General features: G+C 31.0%; 9 protein-coding genes (1 of these 9 running past the window's edge). 8 read left to right on the top strand and 1 reads right to left on the bottom strand.

Annotation, left to right across the window (positions count from 1 at the left end; translation table 11 throughout):
• Positions 1-91 precede the first annotated feature (91 nt).
• Positions 92-1,576 carry a sulfatase gene (locus P161_RS0112535; RefSeq protein ID WP_026777297.1) on the bottom strand — a complete coding sequence of 495 codons (1,485 nt, stop codon included), beginning with the start codon at positions 1,574-1,576 and terminating at the stop codon, positions 92-94.
• A gap of 164 nt (positions 1,577-1,740) precedes the next feature.
• Here P161_RS0112535 and P161_RS0112530 point away from each other — a divergent pair, with 164 nt between their 5' ends.
• The 8 genes from P161_RS0112530 to P161_RS0112495 form a co-directional block, all read left to right on the top strand.
• Entirely contained in the window at positions 1,741-3,711 is a 1,971-nt protein-coding gene (locus P161_RS0112530; RefSeq protein WP_026777296.1) for a sulfatase-like hydrolase/transferase, read from the top strand.
• Positions 3,712-3,831: 120 nt separating this feature from the next.
• Positions 3,832-5,589 carry a family 78 glycoside hydrolase catalytic domain gene (locus tag P161_RS0112525; protein WP_026777295.1) on the top strand — a complete coding sequence of 586 codons (1,758 nt, stop codon included), beginning with the start codon at positions 3,832-3,834 and terminating at the stop codon, positions 5,587-5,589.
• A 28-nt stretch (positions 5,590-5,617) separates the two neighbouring features.
• Positions 5,618-7,396: a hypothetical protein gene (locus P161_RS18570; protein WP_051605744.1), complete on the top strand. Its 1,779-nt coding sequence runs from the start codon at positions 5,618-5,620 to the stop codon at positions 7,394-7,396.
• A gap of 88 nt (positions 7,397-7,484) precedes the next feature.
• Positions 7,485-7,691, top strand: coding sequence for an L-rhamnose mutarotase (locus tag P161_RS18565; protein WP_197026349.1), 207 nt, complete (start codon positions 7,485-7,487; stop codon positions 7,689-7,691).
• Between the two features lie 40 nt (positions 7,692-7,731).
• Positions 7,732-9,231 carry a sulfatase gene (locus P161_RS18560; protein WP_051605743.1) on the top strand — a complete coding sequence of 500 codons (1,500 nt, stop codon included), beginning with the start codon at positions 7,732-7,734 and terminating at the stop codon, positions 9,229-9,231.
• A gap of 115 nt (positions 9,232-9,346) precedes the next feature.
• Positions 9,347-14,794, top strand: a complete 5,448-nt coding sequence (locus P161_RS19140) for a G8 domain-containing protein (protein WP_051605742.1) — start codon at positions 9,347-9,349, stop codon at positions 14,792-14,794.
• A gap of 161 nt (positions 14,795-14,955) precedes the next feature.
• Positions 14,956-19,452, top strand: a complete 4,497-nt coding sequence (locus P161_RS19135) for a G8 domain-containing protein (RefSeq protein WP_051605741.1) — start codon at positions 14,956-14,958, stop codon at positions 19,450-19,452.
• Between the two features lie 677 nt (positions 19,453-20,129).
• Positions 20,130-20,217, top strand: partial view of a hypothetical protein gene (locus P161_RS0112495; RefSeq protein ID WP_026777294.1) — the 5' end (the start) only. 263 nt of this gene lie beyond the right edge of the window; the window shows 88 of its 351 coding nt (coding positions 1-88); the start codon lies at positions 20,130-20,132; its stop codon lies off the right edge, out of view.

Below are 20,217 nucleotides of genomic sequence, written 5' to 3'. Positions count from 1 at the left end.
AGTAACAATTATATTTAATTTTTATAAATACCCTATCCTGTAGTGTCCTTATTTGGTTTATTTATATTTTCATCAATTAAATTATATACTACTATTTTGTAAGTTTTCTAGTTTTTATTTTCTGTGGATTATCAACTACATCACCAGTTTCTTTTCTCCATTTATTTAAAGCAGAAATTAGTTCTTCTTTTTTAGCCTTAAAGCTTTGATCATCAGCAAGGTTAACCAACTGATAAGGATCATTATCCATATTATATAACTCCAAGGCTGGTCTTCCTTTTTCTAAAGTTCGTAGTAAATTATATTGCATTGGGTGTGTGTCTTTTGCCTTAACAGTTGCTTCATAGCTTCTGTTACTCCATCCTTTGTAGGCTCGTAAATCAGCTGGTAATAAATACGATTTATTTGGCATTAAATTTTTTATCAAATAAAATTGCCCATCAAAAACAACTCTACTTGGAAAATGTTCTCTTACATCTGGTCCATGAGAATTATGCTCACCAAAAATGTAATTTCTATCAGTTACTTTATTTTGTTTACCAGTAATTACAGGTAAAATCGATTTCCCTTGAACAGTTTCTGGAATTGGTAAACTCAAGAAATTTAAAATGGTTGGCATAATATCTATATGAGAAATTAAGGCTTCCGAAATTTGGCCTTTTATAACATTTGGACCTGCAACTGCATAAGGCACATGCAAACCTTCTGCATATGCAGATGCTTTTGCTCTATGATAAGGTTGTCCTTGATCTGAAGTAAAAATAATTAAGGTATTATCAAATTCTCCTTTTCTTTTCAGTGTTTCAATAATTGCACCTGCACAAGCATCTGCTAACTGAACACAACCATAATATTTACTTAAATCTTCACGCATTAAAGGTGTGTCTGGTAAATAGTCTGGCACAACAATTTGGTTAGGATCTGGCATATATTCTGGAAACTTATTCATGTGCTTGTCAAAATTTCTGTGAGGAGGAGAAATATTTGCTTGAAAAAAAAATGGTTTATCTCCAGATTTATCTACAAAATCTGCAATTACTTCTTTATACTTTTCAGGATCATTATGTACAGTATTTCTATCAGAATAAGGAAATTTCCAAGGTGGACTCATGTGAAATTTCTGAGTAATTGCTGTGAAAAATCCGTTTTCTTGTAAAACTTCTTGAAGTGTTTTAATGTATTCATGAATCCCAACTTTATCAACTCTATTTGCATTTCTTCCAAAGGCTTCATCACCATCAGATAAACTTGGTGTAATTGTATTTCTCCAATGCCCATTTGCATGAGGATACATTCCTGTGCTTATAGAACTTCTGCTTGGTGAGCAAGAAGGCACAGCAGCATACGCATTTGTAAAACGCATTCCTTCTTTTGAGAAACTATCAAAATTTGGTGTTTCAATTCCTTTCACTCCATCAATAGATGTATCATAACCTTGATCATCCATCAAAATTAAAACAACATTTAGTGGTTTTTTAACCTCCTTTTTATCACTTACTTCTTTTGGAGATTTGCAATTTACACAAAAAATAGCAAAAATTATTATTACAAAAAATCGAATAGTAAAAGATTTCATAAATTGTATTTTCAATTAAAACTTAAAGATATTGAAGCAAATATAAATCAGTATCCTGCACTTGCAGGTTATAATAGCAGGTTGCAACAGGATATGGTTTGAAAAGTTTAGCATCATTTTTGATTGCATTATATTTCAACATTAACTTTTCATATAATATTAAAATGAATTTCAACATTAAAGTTCTATTTACGCTCGTTTTAGTAGCTCAATTTAGCTTTTCTCAAAACAAAAAACCAAATATTATTTTAATTGTTGCTGATGATTTAGGTTTTAGTGATGTAAGCTCTTTTGGTGGAGAAATACCAACTCCAAATATTGATAATTTAGCAGAAAATGGCGCGCGTTTTAATAAGTTTTATGTGTCACCAATGTGTGTTACCAGTAGAGTTGCTATTATTTCTGGAATCGAATTTCAAGCAGCAGGAAAAGGAAGTTTTCCAAAAGGAGAAAGTATTGCTGTTCAGCTAAGAAAAAATGGATACACCACAAATTTAGTGGGTAAAAATCATGGAATGGATAATTTTAAAATTGGCAATGAAAAAACCGATTTTGGTTTCGATCATTTTTATGGTTTTACGGGTGGACAAATAAATAGTTTTACAGGACAAGGAAATGCAAAATGGCAAGAAGATGGTGAAATTTTCCCAAATTCAGCATTGCCAAAAGATTTTTATGCAACCAAAAATTTTACAGATTATGCCATAAAATATATGGATGAAGCTATTAAAAAAGACAAACCGTTTTTTAGTATGGTTTCCTACAATGCACCTCACAGTCCTTTAGATGCTCCAGAAAAAAATGTGCGTAAATTTTATGATCCAGAAAATGGCGTAAATGTTTATAAAGATGGATGGAACAAATTGCGTGAAGATCGTTTGGCAAGAATGATAAAAATGGGAATTGTGGATAAAAATACCAAACTCCCAAAATTGGGTGTAGAAATTCCTGATTGGGATTTATTGCCAGAAACCTCCAACAAAACTTGGGAAATTCAGAAAGAATTTGAAACCTTATCTAGAAGTGCCTATGCAGGAATGGTAGATAATATGGATGAAAATATTGGACGAATTGTATCGTTTTTAAAAGATCCAAACAACGATGGAAATACAAACGACAGCGAATTAGAAAACACGCTCATTATTTTTATTTCTGATAATGGTGGTTGCTATGCAGGTTTGCACACCAATAGAAAAGCGCTTCCTTGGAGCCAAGAAAATAGAGGTGCTGGTTTTACAACAAATTATGGTTGGGCAGCTTTAAGTAACACCCCTTTTTCTTCTTACAAACATGGAAGTGGAGAAGGTGCAATAAGATCTCCAATGATTATGCACTGGCCAAATGGTTTAAAATTGAAGAAAAATTCCATTAATAAAGAAATGATTAGAATTTGGGATTTATACCCAACTTTTTTAGAACTGGCAGGTGCAACATATCCAAAGGATAAAAAAGAATTGATGGGGAAAAGTTTTTTACCATTAATAAAAAACGAAAAATTTGAAGAAGAAAAATTCTTTGTTTCTACTTTTTATCGTTCTAAAGGAATTATAAAAGGAGACTGGAAATTGGTAAGTTTTTACGACAGTCCTTTTGAATTGTATAACCTAAAAAATGATCCAACTGAAACCGAAAATGTTCATGAAAAACATCAAATTAAATACAAGCAGTTATTAACTGCATGGAATGAATACACTAAAAAACATGGATTTGAAAACAACAAAGAGTGGAATATGCCAACTGGAAACAAAAAAAGAGGTTTTGGGTTTGATAGAGTTAAAATGATGATGGAAAAATCGTCTCCAGAATTTATGGAAGATAACGTTTCTACAACCCAAAAATTAAGTTTTGTTTTTAAAAATGAAATCAGTTTTGCAAATACTAAAAACAGAAAAATAAGACTTCAAAAATATGGAAGTCCAGAAATTTTATGGGTAAAAGATTTAGATGTAAACAGCGAATTTGAAGGTAAAAAAGAAATTGTTTTTACTGACTTTCCTACTTTAGAGCCCAACACTCATTATTATATTACTTGGGAAGGAAATTGGGTAAAAATTAAACAAAATGGAAAAATGAAACCCATTCAACCAGTTAGAGAAAGTGCTTTTGCATACCGTTTTAAAACAGGAATAAAATAATATTTTAGCAATTCTTAAAAAATCCCACAGGTTGCAACAGGATAGAAAAAAAGGTGGCAAAAGATATTTTTACCAAACATATAATACTACTCAAATCTCAATTATTATAATTTTTAAAAAATGAACAAATCGTATCCAATTTTATTGATTTTATTCTTTATGCAAACAGCAATATTCGCGCAATTACCTCCTGTTTTTGATGCGAATGATGAGAAAAGAGCAAGTCATTCAGAAATGATAAGAACCTATTTAACACCTACAAGAATTGTTTGGAAATCTGACGATTCTGGAAATCATATTAAAAATGAAAACACATTATTAGAAAAAGGAAATGGGCAAGTTGCTGTTAATGATCAAAACTTATTTAGATTGATAAGTACAAAAGACCATAAACCAGGAATCATGTTAGATTATGGAAAAGAAATTCATGGAGGTGTAAAAATCTCCATGGGAATAAGACCGTCTAAAACACCTATGAAATTAAGAATTCGTTTTGGAGAATCTGTTTCTGAAGCAATGTCTGATATTGGTGGTAAATTTAATGCAACAAACGAACATTCTTTACGTGATTTTATTGTGGAAGTGCCTTGGCTAGGCTCTGTAGAAATTGGCGAAACCGGTTTTCGTTTTCTTAGAATCGATGTTGTAGAAGCTGATGAAAATGCACCTATAAAATCTATTGAAGCAGCTTTTGTATACAGAGATTTAGAGTATGTTGGTTCTTTTGAAAGCAGCAATAAAAGGTTAGATGATATTTGGATGACTGGTGCTTACACTGTGCATTTAAACATGCAAAATTATCTTTGGGATGGTATAAAAAGAGACAGATTGGTTTGGGTAGGTGATATGCACCCAGAAGTAATGACGATAAATTCTGTTTTTGGTAGCAATAGTATTGTACCAAAAAGTTTAGACTTGGCAAGAGATCAGCATCCTTTGCCTCAATGGATGAATACAATTAGCTCCTACTCTATGTGGTGGTTGTTAATTCATAAAGATTGGTATAATTATCATGGAGATTTAGCCTATTTAAAAGAGCAAGAAACTTATATGATTGATCTATTGGATCAATTGAGCACCTTTATTGATAAAGACAATAAAGAAATTTTAAATGGTGGTCGTTTTTTAGATTGGCCAACAAGTACAGATCCAAAAGCAGTGCATGCAGGTTTACAAGCAATGATGATTATGACGTTTGAAGCAGGATCTGAAATGATGGAAACATTAGGAAAAAAGGACTTGTGTAAAAAGTATGAAAAAATTGCTAAAAATCTTAAGAAACACACTCCAGAAGGCAATACATCTAAACAAGCTGCCTCTTTAATGGTTTTGGCAGATTTGGCAAAAGCAAAAGAAATAAATGTTGATGTTTTAAAGAAAAATGGCGTAGAAAATATGTCCACTTTTTATGGATATTATATTTTAGAAGCAATGGCTAAAGCCGATGATTATCAAGGAGCAATAAACGTTATTAGCGAATATTGGGGAGGAATGTTAGATTTAGGAGCCACTACTTTTTGGGAAGATTTTAATATTGCAGAAGGAAAAATTAGTGGAAGAATAGATGAATTACCAAGACAAAATGTTGCAGATATCCATACCGATTTTGGTGCTTTTTGTTATGTTGGTTTAAGACACAGTTTAGCTCATGGTTGGGCAAGTGGACCAACAGCTTGGTTAACACAATATGTTTTAGGTGTGCATGTTTCTGATGGTGGAAATACTGTTACAATTAAACCACATTTAGGAGATTTAGAGTTTGTAAACGGAACATTTCCAACAAAATTCGGAGTTTTAAAAATTAGTCATACTCAAGATGCAAAAGGAAAAGTAACAACAAAAATTGACGCTCCAGAAGGGTTGAAAGTTAAACAATAGTTTTTTTAAATCATTTATACACATACAAATGAACTCATTTAAAAAGTTATTATTTCTTGCTGCATTTGGAAGTTTTTTGTTAAGTGCTGCTCAAGAATCAGTAAAAACAATTCAATTACAAAATTACAATACAGATAATTGGGTAGCTACAGATGCTTTAGGCAGAAAGGTTGTAACTTTTGAGGTTGCTGGTCCTATTAAAGAAGATAAAAAAGTTGGTGTTTTTTATTACATCTGGCATGGACATCATAGTAAAAAAGTTTACGATATTACAAAGATTTTAAAAGATCCAAAAGGAAAAAGAAAATGGGGTCCAAAAGGGAAATTTCACTTTTGGGGAGAACCAGAACAAGGGTATTACAGATCTGAAGATCCTTGGGTTTTACGAAGAGATTTACAAATGCTAACCAATGTAAAAGTAGATTTCTTGTATCTAGATGTAACCAACCATTTTATTTATCCAGAAACTGTAAAAGCATTATTTGAAATGGGAAAAAAAATGCGTTCAGAAGGCATTCCTACTCCAGATATTACGTTTACTACAAACTCAAAAAGCGGTTTAACAGTTACTAAAATTTACAACGAATTTTATAAAAAAGGTTTATACAAAGACCAGTGGTTTATGTGGGATGGAAAACCTGTAATGATGGCGAATCCTAAAGATGAAAAACTAACCAAACAAGCTAGAGATTTTTTTACCATAAAATATAGTTGGGCTTGGACAAAAACCCAACAAAACCCTAATCATTGGCAATGGTTAGATACAACTCCACAAGATTATGGTTGGAGCAAAAGTCCAGATATTCCAGAGCAAATTCCTGTTTCTGTTGCTGGGCATCCAGTAGAATTGGGTCATGGTTTGTATGGCACAAGCAGATCCAAGGGAAAACAACCAGCAGTAAACGAATTTTATGTAACTCCAACAACTGGAGAAGGTGAACATTTTCAAGAACAATGGGACAGAGCTTTAGAAGTAAATCCAGAAATGGTGATGGTTACTCAATGGAATGAGTGGTTGGCACAACGTTTTATTTGGGATGGAAAACTCAATCACCCAGGGTATGCAGGAAGACCGATTAACATTGGTGATTCTTATTTTGTAGATGCTTTTACAGAGGAATTTAACAGAGATATGGCTCCTATGAAAGATGGTCACACAGACAATTATTATTATCAATTGGTATCTAACATGCGTAAGTTTAAAGGAATGAATCCGCCTGTTAAATTCTCTCAAAACAATACTATTAAAGTTGATGGAAATTTTGATGATTGGACAAATATTCAACCAGAATTTTACGATCCAACTGGAGATACCATGCACAGAGATTTTGCTGGTTATGATCCTGACACAAATTATACAAACAACACTGGTAGAAATGATATTATATCCTCTAAAGTTGGTTTAGATAAAGATAATGTTTTCTTTTATGTGAAAACTCAAGATAAATTAACCAGCTATAAAGACGATAAATGGATGTTACTGTTTATTGATGCTGATAAAGATATTAATACAGGTTGGGAAGGTTATGATTATGTTGTGAATTACGAAGTTACTTCATCAAAAAAATCAACTTTAAAAAAATGGAATGGAACTTCTTGGATTGATGCTGGAAAAGTAAACTACAAGTCAGAAAATAACGAACTAGAACTTTGCATAAATAAAGAAGATATTGGCATAAAAGAAAATGCAGATTTCTACTTTAAGTGGGCAGATAATTCAATAGAATTAAAAGATATTTCATCATTTTTCATGAACGGAGACACAGCTCCTGACAGACGTTTTAAGTATCATTTTTTAGAGAAATAAAAAACTAATTGAAATGAGAAAAGCGTTTAAAATGAAACTATATTCTAATAAAAAAGAAGAAGATACCAAAAGACATAATCCTATTTGAATGGAATTGGAAACCGTTTTAAGACAACAAAGTGTTTCTAATTACAGTCTCTTTTTAGATGAAGAAACTCATATTTTATTTGGCTATGCAGAAATTGAAGACGCACAAAAATGGAACGAAATAGCAAACACAGAAATCTGTAAAAAATGGTGGGAATTCATGGCAGATTCTATGAAAACAAATCCAGACAATAGTCCAAAATCATGAAATTTAGAAGAAGTTTTTCACATCAATTAAATTAAAAAAAATGAAATCATCAACCTTACTTTATATATTTTTAATCAGTTTACTTGTAATTTCTTGCAAAAAAGAAGTTTCAAAATCATCAGAAAAGAAAACAGAAAAAAGACCAAATATTATCTTTTTAATGGATGATCAACATCGTTTTGATGCATTAGGAATGATAAACAAACAAGTAATTACACCAACTTTAGATAGTTTAGCAAAAGATGGCGTTTTTTATGGTCAAGCAGTTTGCCAAGCACCAATGTGTGTACCAAGTAGAAATTCTATGATGTTGGGTTTGTATCCAAATCAATCTGGAGTGTATAGAAATAGTGATGGTATAAAAGATGAAGATGTTCCTGTAAAAACAATGGCAGAATACTTTAAAGAAGCAGGTTATGAAACTGCTGGTTTTGGAAAAACACATTGGGGAAAACACAGAACAAATACAAGAGGTTTTGAAACACGCTATACATCAGAAATTAAAGAAGAAGGTGGTATTACAATGTTGGAAATGAATCCTGAAGCAAAGAAAAAATACGATGATGAAATTGCTGATATGGGTCCAGGAGAAGAAAATAATTTAGGCTATTTAGGTTTTACAAGTAAGTTAGAAGAAGACGAACATAGAGATGGTTGGGTTACCAAACAGGCAATCAATTATATCAAAAAAAGAAAAGATAAAAGACCTCTTTTCTTATATTTATCCTATATGAAACCTCATGCAGGCCATAATGTTCCAAAAGGTTATGAAGATTTTTATGATGCAGATACTATCAAATATGCTATGCAACCAAACTGGACAGAGGATAATTCTCCACACTCAAAAGGTGTAAATAGAAGAGATATGTACAAAGAATATTGGAGTAAAGCATCTAAAAAAGATTGGCAATTAATGACGATGCGTTATTATGCAAACGTAACTTGGATTGATGATATGATGGGTAGAACTTTAGCGGCTTTAAAAGAAAAAGGCTTATTAGAAAATACGCTAATTGTGTACACATCAGATCATGGAGAAATGTTGGGCGAACGTTTTTATAAGTTTAATAAATACAATTTATATGATGCCAGTGTAAGAATACCAATGTTATTGGCAGGAACTGCTTTGCCAAAAGATTTAAAAAGAAATTCTATTGATAATTTATCTGCAGAAAACACAGATTTATTGCCAACGTTATTAGATTTTGCTGAAATTAAACAAGACAAACCTTTGCTAGGAGAAAGTTTATTATCAAACAAAAGAAATGAAGCAACTTTTGCTGCTTTGCACGAAAGAGAAGGTGAAGCTGCTTTTATGTGGAGAACTGAAAACTATAAATTGATTTTAGTCTTAAACAGAAAAGCAAACGCTACAAATTATACTGAAAAAGATATTATTACTGGTGAGTTTTTCAACTTAAAAGAAGACCCAAAAGAATGGAATAATCTTTACAATTCTGATGAAATTAAAGAGTTACAAAACAGTTACAAAAAAGAATTATTGGCTCATTTAGAAAAACAAGGATTATTAGTACAATAAACTTTCTGATTTAATTTTATTTTTCGGGATACAACAAGATGCACTTTTAGGTTACTTTTTTAAAATTTGTTTCTAATTTGAAGATGACTTCATTTGTTAACATTTATTTTCTGTAATGATTAGAAAAATAATATCCGTTTTTGCATTTCTATTTACTGTATTTATAATAGTTTCTTTTACAAATCCATCAGAAAAAAAAGAACTGGTAACTTTTAAATATAATTGTGCACCAAATTCTTTAGCCTCAATTCAAGCAATAGCAAATGGAGATTGGAATAATACTGCAACTTGGAGTACAAACCAAATACCAACAAGTGCAGATGATGTAACAATTCCAACAGGAATTACAGTTTCGCTTATTGGAACAGTAAATGCACGAACCATAAACGTTTATGGCACATTAATTCCTAAAAATATAACCACAGATTTCGATTTAACCACCAAAGGAATAATGGTTCATGATGGAGGTGTTTTTCAAATTGGTACTGAAGCAAATCCTTATACAGCAAATGGTTTAATAACACTGACTGGCTCAGATACAAATGAAATATTATTTGGTAGCGCATTTATGGGTGCTAAATTAATTGGAGCAATGACTGGTGCAACATTAGAATTGCATGGAACAGCCAGAAAAACCTGGACACAATTAAATGCAACTGCAGCAAAAGGCGCAACTACCATCACTTTAAAAGAAACGATTAATTGGAATGTTGGTGATGAAATTGTAATTGCTTCTACCGATTTTGATCCTCATCAAGCAGAAAAAAGAACAATTACTGCAATTAACGGTTTGGTTTTAACACTTAATGCGCCTTTAAATTATATGCATTTTGGAGTGGAACAAACGTATAATAATGGGACAAGAGATATTATTTTAGATGAAAGAGCCGAAGTTGGTTTATTAACTCATAATCTTAAAATTCAAGGAGATGCTGCAAGCGAAACCAATGGTTTTGGTGGGCATATCATGTCTATGCCAAATTCAGTTTCAAAAGCTTCAAATATTGAATTATACAGAATGGGACAAAAGTCTCAAATTGGTAAATATCCTTGGCACTGGCATTTGCTGGGAGATGCAGATGGACAGTATATTAAAAATGCAGGAATTCATAAGTCTTTCAATAGAGTTATAGTTGTTCATGGAACCAATAACACTTTAGTTGAAGGTAATGTTGGTTATGATTTTTTAGGACATGGTTACTTTTTAGAAAACGGAAGTGAAACAGGAAATATGTTCAGAAATAATTTAGGAGTTTTGTGTAAAAGACCTTTATTAGGTGAAGAAACCACTCCTCATGATTTAGGAATTGGCGCACAAAATGGTGCTCATCCAGAAGCATTTCCATCAACATTTTGGATTACAAACCCAAACAACGATTTTATAGGAAACGTCTCTGCAGGATCAGATGGTTCTGGTTTTTGGCATTTAATTTTAAGTGAAATTTTAGATGGAGAAGAATCCAGTTACGTTCCTGGCATACAACCCATGGGTATTTTTGATGACAATAAAGCTCATTCCAATTTATTTAGTTGGGGAGTTGATGGTGGTATAGATAGAGATTCTGATGAAATTGTGAATGCACATTACAGACCACAAAATTCTGATGGAAGTCAGTTTGTACCCATTGTAAATCGTTTTGATGGTTACAAATCTGTAGATAGAAATGTTTGGATTAGAGCCAATAAAATGGATTTTTATGATTGTGATTTTGGCGATAATGGAAGAGCAGATTTCTTTTCTTATCATCAAACCTTATTTAATTCTTTAATTGTTGGTAAATCTGCAAATATTGGGAATCCAACATCTGCAAGTGAAATAGAAGCTGGTAGATCTTTGCCTTATGCAAATAGAGCTGTAAATAATTTTCACAACGCTTTTAGAGGACACAGTATTTACGATGGCCCATCAGGAATTGTAGACACACATTTTGATGGTTTTACGTCAACTGGAGTAAAAGCATATTGTTTTCAAACCAATGGCGCATCCAGAAAATCAACAAATCATTTTGCAAGAGGAATCACTTTTGGGCCTGATGTAGAAGAAAATTCAAAATTTGATTTTGGCAATAATTCTTGGGCAAGTTTTATGTATTTAAGTGGTTTAATAGATGAAGATGGAAGTTTAACAGGAACTGCTGGTACTAATATTAGACCCATTATCAGAAATAATCCAAGTACAAATAATTTATATGAAAAAGGTGCAAATACGCAACAAACAGATGCTATAGAAAAACCAGAATGGGGTGCTTGGCTAACGCAAAACAAAACCTATAATTATTATAAAGACACAGATTTCACAAACAAAAGTAGTGGTGCTTTTACACCAAGATATTTTATTACAGAATATCCAGATAAAACTTCGCACGCTGTTTTTGATACACAAACACAACAACTTTATTTTGATGCACCAGTAATTACAAACGATTTAGACTACACCTACTATTTTCAGTATCATAAATTACCTAGATATATGACTACTTCTTTAGATGGTGCTTTAACAAATTCTGAAAATGTAATTGTTGCTTATCAAAATATACCTGGAATAACGTATGCTGGTGGAAGTACAACAAGAGTTACCAGTTTTGCCAGTTTAAAAGCAAATGCATCACAAGCTTATTTTATAAAAGACAATACAGTTTACTTTAAACTAATAAGTACAGAAGTTCAAAGTGATTTTTTTCAAAGACAATTTGGCCATGATTATAGGTTCGAAACAGATGCATTTATATGTAATTCAGGCAATTGTTCTGATAGTTCTACTTGGGGTAATATTATCAATAATGTTACATTAATCGATTACAGTATTCGTGCTATGAATTTAGGTTCTGTAGAAACCAATAACGATTCTAGAGATAATGCTATTACAACTGATAATTTAACAGTTCCATCATTTACATACAGCAACAGACAAGTTGAGTTTGATGTTACCAATAATGGAAATGGTACAGATGGTTATACTGATTATGAAATTAATTTAGCAGCAAGACAGGTTTGGGAAAACTTTGAAATTTTAAATTTAGACTATACAGGTCCAGATGTAGAAGTTTTGGTAGGTAGTGAAAATGGAACTAATTTTAGTATAGGAACATATACTTCATCAGATGCAAATAAAATAAAAATTGGTCAAGATAATGAGTTTGATAAATTTACAAATGTTAAGAAACTAACACTTCGTTTTCACGAATCGAATATAGGAAACATCAATACAGTTGCTTCAGAAAGCGTAAGCATCAACTCTATAACTTTAGGAATAGATACTCCTGAAACCTTTAGTCAATCGTCTACTTCTGTTGGGCAAGATGCTATTGATAGTTCTAAAATTCTAATGCATTTTCCTTTTGATAATAATTTAAATGATGTAAAATCAATAGTTACTTTAAACCCAAAAACGGCAAATACAGTAAGTATTTATGATGCTGGTAAATTCGGGAATTCAGCACTATTTAATGCAACTCCTTATATAACTTCTGGTAGTACTTTTGATGCTGGAGCTTCTTTTACAATAGCAACTTGGGTAAAATTTAATGACATTGCTGGCAATCCAAAAATAGTACATCAAGAAGATGAAGCAGGAGGTTTAAGTGGAAGACCCCTTCAAGTAACCTCAGGAAATGGACTTTTTAATACTTCTTTTGGAGAATCTGCAGGGTTTAATTCTACAACTTCTCCTGTTTTAAAGGGTTGGGTTCATATAGCTTTGGTGATGGATGTTGGTTCAGATACTGTTAAAATGTATATTAATGGAGAAGAAGAAAGAAGCGCTTCTATTGGGAATACAATAACAGAAAACAACAATAGAAACACACAACAATTAAATTTTGGTGTATCAAAAAGTTCTATAACAGCTGGTTTTTTAAATGGTTATTTAGATGATTTTATGATTACTACAGAAGTTTTATCACAAAATCAGATAAAAGCAAATATTAATTTAGGAGTTGCAGAAGCACAAACAGCAAATACAAATATTTGGTTGGGTACAACTTCAGAATATGCATTAGATAGCAATTGGTCTAGAGGAAATACTCCAGTTGCTGTAGAAAATATTATTATTCCAAATAATGTACCAAACAACCCAATTGCATCTTCTAATATTGCTGCAAAGAACATTGTAATTCAAAAAAATGCTTCTTTAGATGTTGGTTCAAATAACATTTCAGCAACTTCTACAACTGTTTATGGAGGAGGAACTTTAATTGCTAAAGGATCAGTTTCAGGAGTTTTTACTTACAAAGTTATTACAGAAATAGACAATACTGCATTGCCTCAAACAGGAGGTGGTTTTAATCCAGCAGTTTGGAACTTAATATCATCTCCAGTTGTTGGTGAAACTGTTAATGATGATTGGATATTAGATAATTTTATTGCCACAGGTACAGGTGCAAACAGAGGAGTTGCTTTTTATAATAACTCAGCTGGAGGTAATTGGTTATATCATCAACGAAATACATCAGCAACATTTCAGCAAGGTATTGGCTTTTCTACTAGAAAAAAGACGACCAATTATCAAAATAATAATGAAGAAGTATATCCTTTTGTAGGTACATTTCCAGACTCAGATGTTATTTTATCAATAACACAAGGAACAGGTAATAATTGGAATTTAATAGGTAATCCTTTTCCTTCTTACATAAGAGTATCAGAATTAATGGATGCAACCAATAATGCTGGCACAAATGCTGATAATATTGCTGACGCTAATGAAACTGTATATATCTGGAATCCAATAAATGGAACTTATTCTGGATTGGAAACATCAGCTTATATTGCTCCTGGACAAGGTTTCTTTGTAAATGCTTCTAACTCTTTAACTAATAATTTTTCGATTCTAGAATCTTTGCAAAGTCATCAAACTGGCATTACTTTTTATAAAAACAGCAATCCAACAATAAAATTATCTATCAATGATGGTGATAAAATCAGCGAAACTTTTATTAATTATGCTGTAAATCAAACTACTGGATTAGATAAAGGAAAAGATATTGGTTTGTTTACAGGATCAAAATTAGATTTTGGTATGTACACGAATTTGTTAGATTCAGATGATCATATTCCATTGGAAAGACAAGCATTACCAAATTCAGGTTTAGAAAAAATGATCATTCCTTTAGGGGTAATTGCATCAAAAGGAAAAAAAATAAATTTTACTGTTGAAGCTCAAAACTTACCATCAGAATTGCATATTTATTTAGAAGATCGATTAAAAAATAAATCCACAAAATTAGATGCAATTTCTGATAATTATACAGTGTTTTTAGAGGATACTCAAAATGGAATAGGAAGATTTTATTTGCATACAAGTTCATCAAACGTTTTACATACAAATGATGCTTTTTTAAATTCTGTAACTATTTTTAAAAGTGATAAAAATCTTAAAATAAACGGATTAAAAGAAGGTGAAGCAACTATTGAAATTTATGATATTTCAGGTAAAAAAGTATTACAAAATTCTTTTGATGTTAAGGGTCAAAAAACTGTTTCAATAGAAAATTTAGCTGCTGGAATATTTATTATAAAGCTCCAAACACTTCAAGGAATAGTTACTAAAAAAATTGTTGTAGATTAAGAAACAGATTTTAAAGAATCAAAATACCTTAAAAAGCAGTTAAAACTATAGTATTTTAACATATTTACAGGAAAGAACAGGATGCTTTTTTAATGTTTTTTTTCAATTTTTGCTAACATTTGAAATAGATTATTTTCATTTGTTAACGCTGTAATACAATGATGAAAAAAATACTATCCGTTTTTACAATTTTATTAACTGCCTTTTTAGTAGTCTCTTTTACAAATCCTTCAGAAAAAAAAGAGCTTATTACTGCCAAATTTTATTCTGCATCAAATTCATTAGTAGCAATTCAAGCTATTGCAGATGGAAATTGGAATGATGCAGCAATTTGGAGTACAAAGCAAATACCAACAAGTGTAGATGATGTAATTATTCCTGCTAGTATTAGAGTTACTTTATCAGGAACAATTAATGCCAGAACAATTGGTGTATATGGAACTTTAAGTCCACAAAACTTAATAACCGATTTCGATTTAACTACAAAAGGAATCATGGTTCATTCTGGAGGTTTGTTACAAATTGGTAGTGAAACAAACAACTATACAGGAAATGGTTTAATTACTTTAACGGGTTCAAATCCTAATGAAGTTTTAATGGGCAATGCACTTATGGGTGCTAAATTAATTGGTGTAATGACCAATGCAAGGTTAGAATTGCATGGAACATCAAGAAAAACTTGGACACAATTAAACGCAACTGCAGAAAAAGGCGCAATTACCATTACTTTAAAAGAATCTATAAATTGGAAGGTTGGTGATGAAATTGTTATTGCTTCAACAGATTTTGATCCTCATCAAGCAGAAAAAAGAACCATTACTGCTATAAATGGTTTAGTTTTAAAATTGAATACTCCTTTAGAATTTATGCACTTTGGAGTTGAACAAATCTATAACAATGGTAAAAAAGATTTAATTTTAGATGAAAGAGCAGAAGTAGGTTTATTAACACATAATTTAAAAATACAAGGAGATAGTTCTAGCGAAACTAATGGTTTTGGTGGGCACATTATGTCGATGCCAAATTCAATTTCTAAAGCTTCTAATATTGAATTGTATAGAATGGGACAAAAGTCTCAAATTGGTAAATATCCTTGGCACTGGCATTTATTAGGAGATGCAGATGGTCAGTATATTAAAAATGCAGGAATTCATACATCTTTTAATAGAGTAATCGTAGTTCATGGAACAAACAATACAGTTGTAGAAGGCAATGTTGGTTATGATTTTTTGGGACATGGTTATTTTTTAGAAAACGGTAGTGAAACAGGAAATTTATTCAAAAATAATTTAGGTGTATTATGTAAAAGACCTAAAGAAGGAGAAGAAACAACTCCTCACGATTTAGGAATTGGTTCTGGAAGAGGAGCACATCCAGAGGCTTTTCCATCAACTTTTTGGATTACAAATCCTAACAACCATTTTATAGGCAACGTTTCTGCAGGTTCAGATGGTTCTGGCTTTTGGCATTTAATTTTAGATGATGTTTTAGACGGCCCTGAATCTGATTACGTACCTGGTATACAACCAATGGGAATTTTTGATGATAACAAAGCACATTCAAACCTGTTTAGTTGGGGTGTTGATGGTGGAATAGACAGAGATTCAGACGAAATTGTTACTGGTCATTACAGACCTAGAAATGCTGACGGAAGTCAGTTTGTACCAATTATTAATCGTTTTGACGGCTACAAATCTGTAGATAGAAATGTTTGGATAAGAGCCAACACAATGGATTTTTACGATTGTGATTTTGGTGATAATGGAAGAGCCGATTTCTTTTCTTACAACCAAACTTTATACAATTCTTTAATTGTTGGTAAATCTGCAAATATTGGAAATCCGCAATCTACAAGTGAACTACAAGCTGGTAGATCTTTACCTTATCCAAATCAAGCTTTAAATAATTTTGGAAATGCGTTTAGAGGACATAGTATTTATGATGGCCCATCAGGAATTGTAGATACACATTTTGACGGGTTTAATTCAAATGGCGCAAACTCATATTGTTTTCAAATAAATGGAGCTTCAAGAAAGTCTACCAATCACTTTGCTAGAGGAATTACTTATGGACCTGACGTAGAAGAAGATTCAAAGTTCGATTTTGATCATATTTCTTATTTTAGTTATATGTATTTAAGTGGTTTAATAGATGAAGATGGAAGTGTAACAGGTGTTGCAGGAACAAATGTAAGACCAATAATTATAAAAAATCCAAGAGAAAATCATTTGTATGAAAAAGGTGCAAATACTCAAATGACAGATGCAATCGAGGTACCTGAATGGGGTGCTTGGTTAACAAAAAATAAAACTTACAATTATTTTAAAGATATCGACTTTACAAATAAAGATGATGATACTGGGTTTACACCAAGATATTTTATTACAGAATACCCAGACAAATCTAGTCATGCTGTTTATAATTCACAAACACAACAATTATATTTTGATGCACCCGTAATTACAAACGATTTAGATTACACGTATTATTTTCAATATCATAAATTACCAACATATATGAGTGCTTCTTTAGATGGTGCTTTAACAAATTCTGAAAGTGTAATTGTTGCATATCCAAATATTCCTGGCATTGCTTATGGTGGAAATGCTACAAGAGTAAATAGTCTTGCACAATTAAAAGCGAGTGCATCTCAAGCATATCTTATTAAAGACAACACTTTTTATTTCAAACATATCAGTAATCAAGAAAGAAGCGATTTTTTTCAAAGACAATTTGGTTCTGATTATAAGCATGAGAGCAGAGCTACTTTTATTTGTATTGCAGGAAATTGTTTTGATAGTTCTGGTTGGGGAAACATTATCAATAAAGTAACACTTATAGATTATAGTGTGCGTTCTTTTGATTTTGGATCTATAGAAACAAATGATGATTCTAGAGATATTGCAACTACAACAGACAATTTAAACGTCCCAAATTTCACGTACAATAACAGAAAAGTAAATTTTTCAATAGAAAATAATGGTAATGGAATTAATGGTTATACAGATTATGCAATTAATTTAGTATCAAGACAAGTTTGGGAAGAATTTAATACGTTAGGTATCAACTATACTGGACCAAATGTTGAGGTTTTAGTAGGAAGTGAAAACGGAACTCATTTTAGTGTTGGAACGTACTCTTCATCAGACATTGCGAATGTTAGAATTGGGCAAGACAATCATTTTGATAAATTTACAAACGTAAATAAATTAATATTGCGTTTTCATGAAAAATATATTGGAGATATTAATACTGCTTCTTCAGCTAATATTACTATTGATGGTATAAATTTAGGAATCGATATTCCAGATAATTTTAGTGTTTCATCAACATTTGTAAATCAAGATTCAGATGGAGATGGTATTTTAGATGCTGATGAAATAAACGGTTGTAGAAATCAAAATTCCGCTTCTGATTTTGCATTAGAATTTAATAGTGATAGCACTCTTTTTGATGGTTATGAAGTTGATTCTATAGATAATTTAGAAGAGAATGATGGTGTTCTAAAAGGGACTTCGATTGGTGGAGATCCTAAAATCATTAAACCAAGCTTTTTAGCGTTAGAAGGCGATGATATAAATACATTAACTTTTAGATATAAAGCAGATAGAGCCAATACCAGAATTCAGCTTTTTTGGTCTACATCAGATGATGCAGGCTTTGCATCCTCAAGAACTATTTTTGAAAACTATACAGGAAATGGAGATTGGCAAGAAATAGTTTTAGACTTATCAAATGATACAGAATGGAAAGGAAAAACAATTACAGGTTTAAGAATAGACCCAACAAATAATGCAAATACTACATTCGAAATAGATTATCTAAGAGCAAATAATGCTATTGACCCTTCACAGTGTGAAGCTGATAATGATAAGGATGGTTTAAATAATAAAGAAGAAGAAGATTTATGTAGGAATATTGATTCTGCTTCAGATTTTGCCTTAGAGTTTAATGGTGATGATATTTTTAACGGATATAATTTAGATTTTATAACCGATATTGAAGAAACAAATGGCGTTTTAAAAGGAACAAGTAACTCAGCAGATCCAAAAATTACAAACACAAATTTTGTTTCACTTTCTGGTTCCCAAATTTCTGATTTAACCATTAGAATGAAAGCTAATATTAATTCCACAAAGTTTCAATTATTTTGGATAAATGAAGATGGTGGAATTTCATCTACAAGAACAAGTAGTGTAGATTATACAGGAAATGGAGATTGGCAAGAATTAAAATTAAATCTATCTTCAAACAGCAATTGGCAGGGGAAAACAATAAAAGGTTTTAGAATAGACCCAACAAATGATAACAATGTAAGTTTTGAGATTGATTGGATTAGAGCTCAAAATGCTTCAGATCCAACAACTTCTTGTAATACAGCGTCCTCTACAAAATATTTTCCTTTAAGTGATAAAGTTCAATTATATCCAAACCCAGTTTCATCAAATAATTTTGTTTATTTTAAGGGTTTAGAATCTTATAATGATGTAAAAATTCTAGTGTATGATATTACAGGAAAAAAAATTAATATTTTAAACAATAGTAGAAATCATTCTTTTCAACTTTTAAATACTAAAACAGGTATTTATTTTGTAAAGTTTATTATTGATAATGAATATATTATCACAAAAAAATTAATTAATAGTTCATTTAAATAAATTTTCCATGAATAGTATTAATGTAATCAAAAAAGTAAGGCTATAATTGTTTTCTATTCCAACATTAACTATTGCCAATCATACTTAATTTTAATCTTTAAAACACTTAAGATTTGGATAAATAAATAATGTTATTAAATTTATTATTTTAAGAAGTTCTTGTATTGTAGAGCTAAATCAGAAAAAGTACGATAAAAATTGGTGTTGGTTTGCTCAAAATAATGAAAAAAAAATCTATTGATTAAAACTGTCTTTTCAAATAGAAATTTATACATTATGATTATAAAAGTATAAGATAATAATAGAGCATTAATTGGAATAATTAAAGAAACTAAAGTAGAAAAGGTTAGCAAAATTTTACAAAAATCTTTAAAATACAAACCAGAACTATTTTCAAACTAAGAAAAAATAAAACTACTAGTAGCAAAAAATAAATATTTACTTTATATTATGCTTAAAGTTGAAAAAATTCTTTTTAAATAATATACAGATATAAAAAACAGATAATCTTTGTCAAAATTTATCTTGGTTTTACAATCAAACTAAAGTTAAACCTTCAGCTTTGATTATAAATTCTAAATGGTATGAAAAACTAATCGAGAAAAGATTGGATCAAGTCCAAAAGTTGTGGAGTAAAGATAAAAAGCAAAACTTTGAATTTTTAAAATATTAAAGATTTGGAGGTTTCAATTGATGTTATAAAATTATTATTACCAGAAGTTCTAGTAAACTATTTTAAGCTTACCAAGCACGAACTCAAACAAG

Source organism: Polaribacter sp. Hel_I_88, from assembly GCF_000687935.1.
In the GTDB taxonomy this organism is placed as follows: domain Bacteria; phylum Bacteroidota; class Bacteroidia; order Flavobacteriales; family Flavobacteriaceae; genus Polaribacter.
This window is presented reverse-complemented; position numbering and strand designations above follow the sequence as displayed.

What these genes read in the sequence shown, in the direction of transcription:
- P161_RS0112535 (WP_026777297.1), bottom strand. Translation starts at nt 1,576, where the DNA reads ATGAAATCTTTTACTATTCGATTTTTTGTAATAATAATTTTTGCTATT.
- P161_RS0112530 (WP_026777296.1), top strand. Translation starts at nt 1,741, where the DNA reads ATGAATTTCAACATTAAAGTTCTATTTACGCTCGTTTTAGTAGCTCAA.
- P161_RS0112525 (WP_026777295.1), top strand. Translation starts at nt 3,832, where the DNA reads ATGAACAAATCGTATCCAATTTTATTGATTTTATTCTTTATGCAAACA.
- P161_RS18570 (WP_051605744.1), top strand. Translation starts at nt 5,618, where the DNA reads ATGAACTCATTTAAAAAGTTATTATTTCTTGCTGCATTTGGAAGTTTT.
- P161_RS18565 (WP_197026349.1), top strand. Translation starts at nt 7,485, where the DNA reads ATGGAATTGGAAACCGTTTTAAGACAACAAAGTGTTTCTAATTACAGT.
- P161_RS18560 (WP_051605743.1), top strand. Translation starts at nt 7,732, where the DNA reads ATGAAATCATCAACCTTACTTTATATATTTTTAATCAGTTTACTTGTA.
- P161_RS19140 (WP_051605742.1), top strand. Translation starts at nt 9,347, where the DNA reads ATGATTAGAAAAATAATATCCGTTTTTGCATTTCTATTTACTGTATTT.
- P161_RS19135 (WP_051605741.1), top strand. Translation starts at nt 14,956, where the DNA reads ATGAAAAAAATACTATCCGTTTTTACAATTTTATTAACTGCCTTTTTA.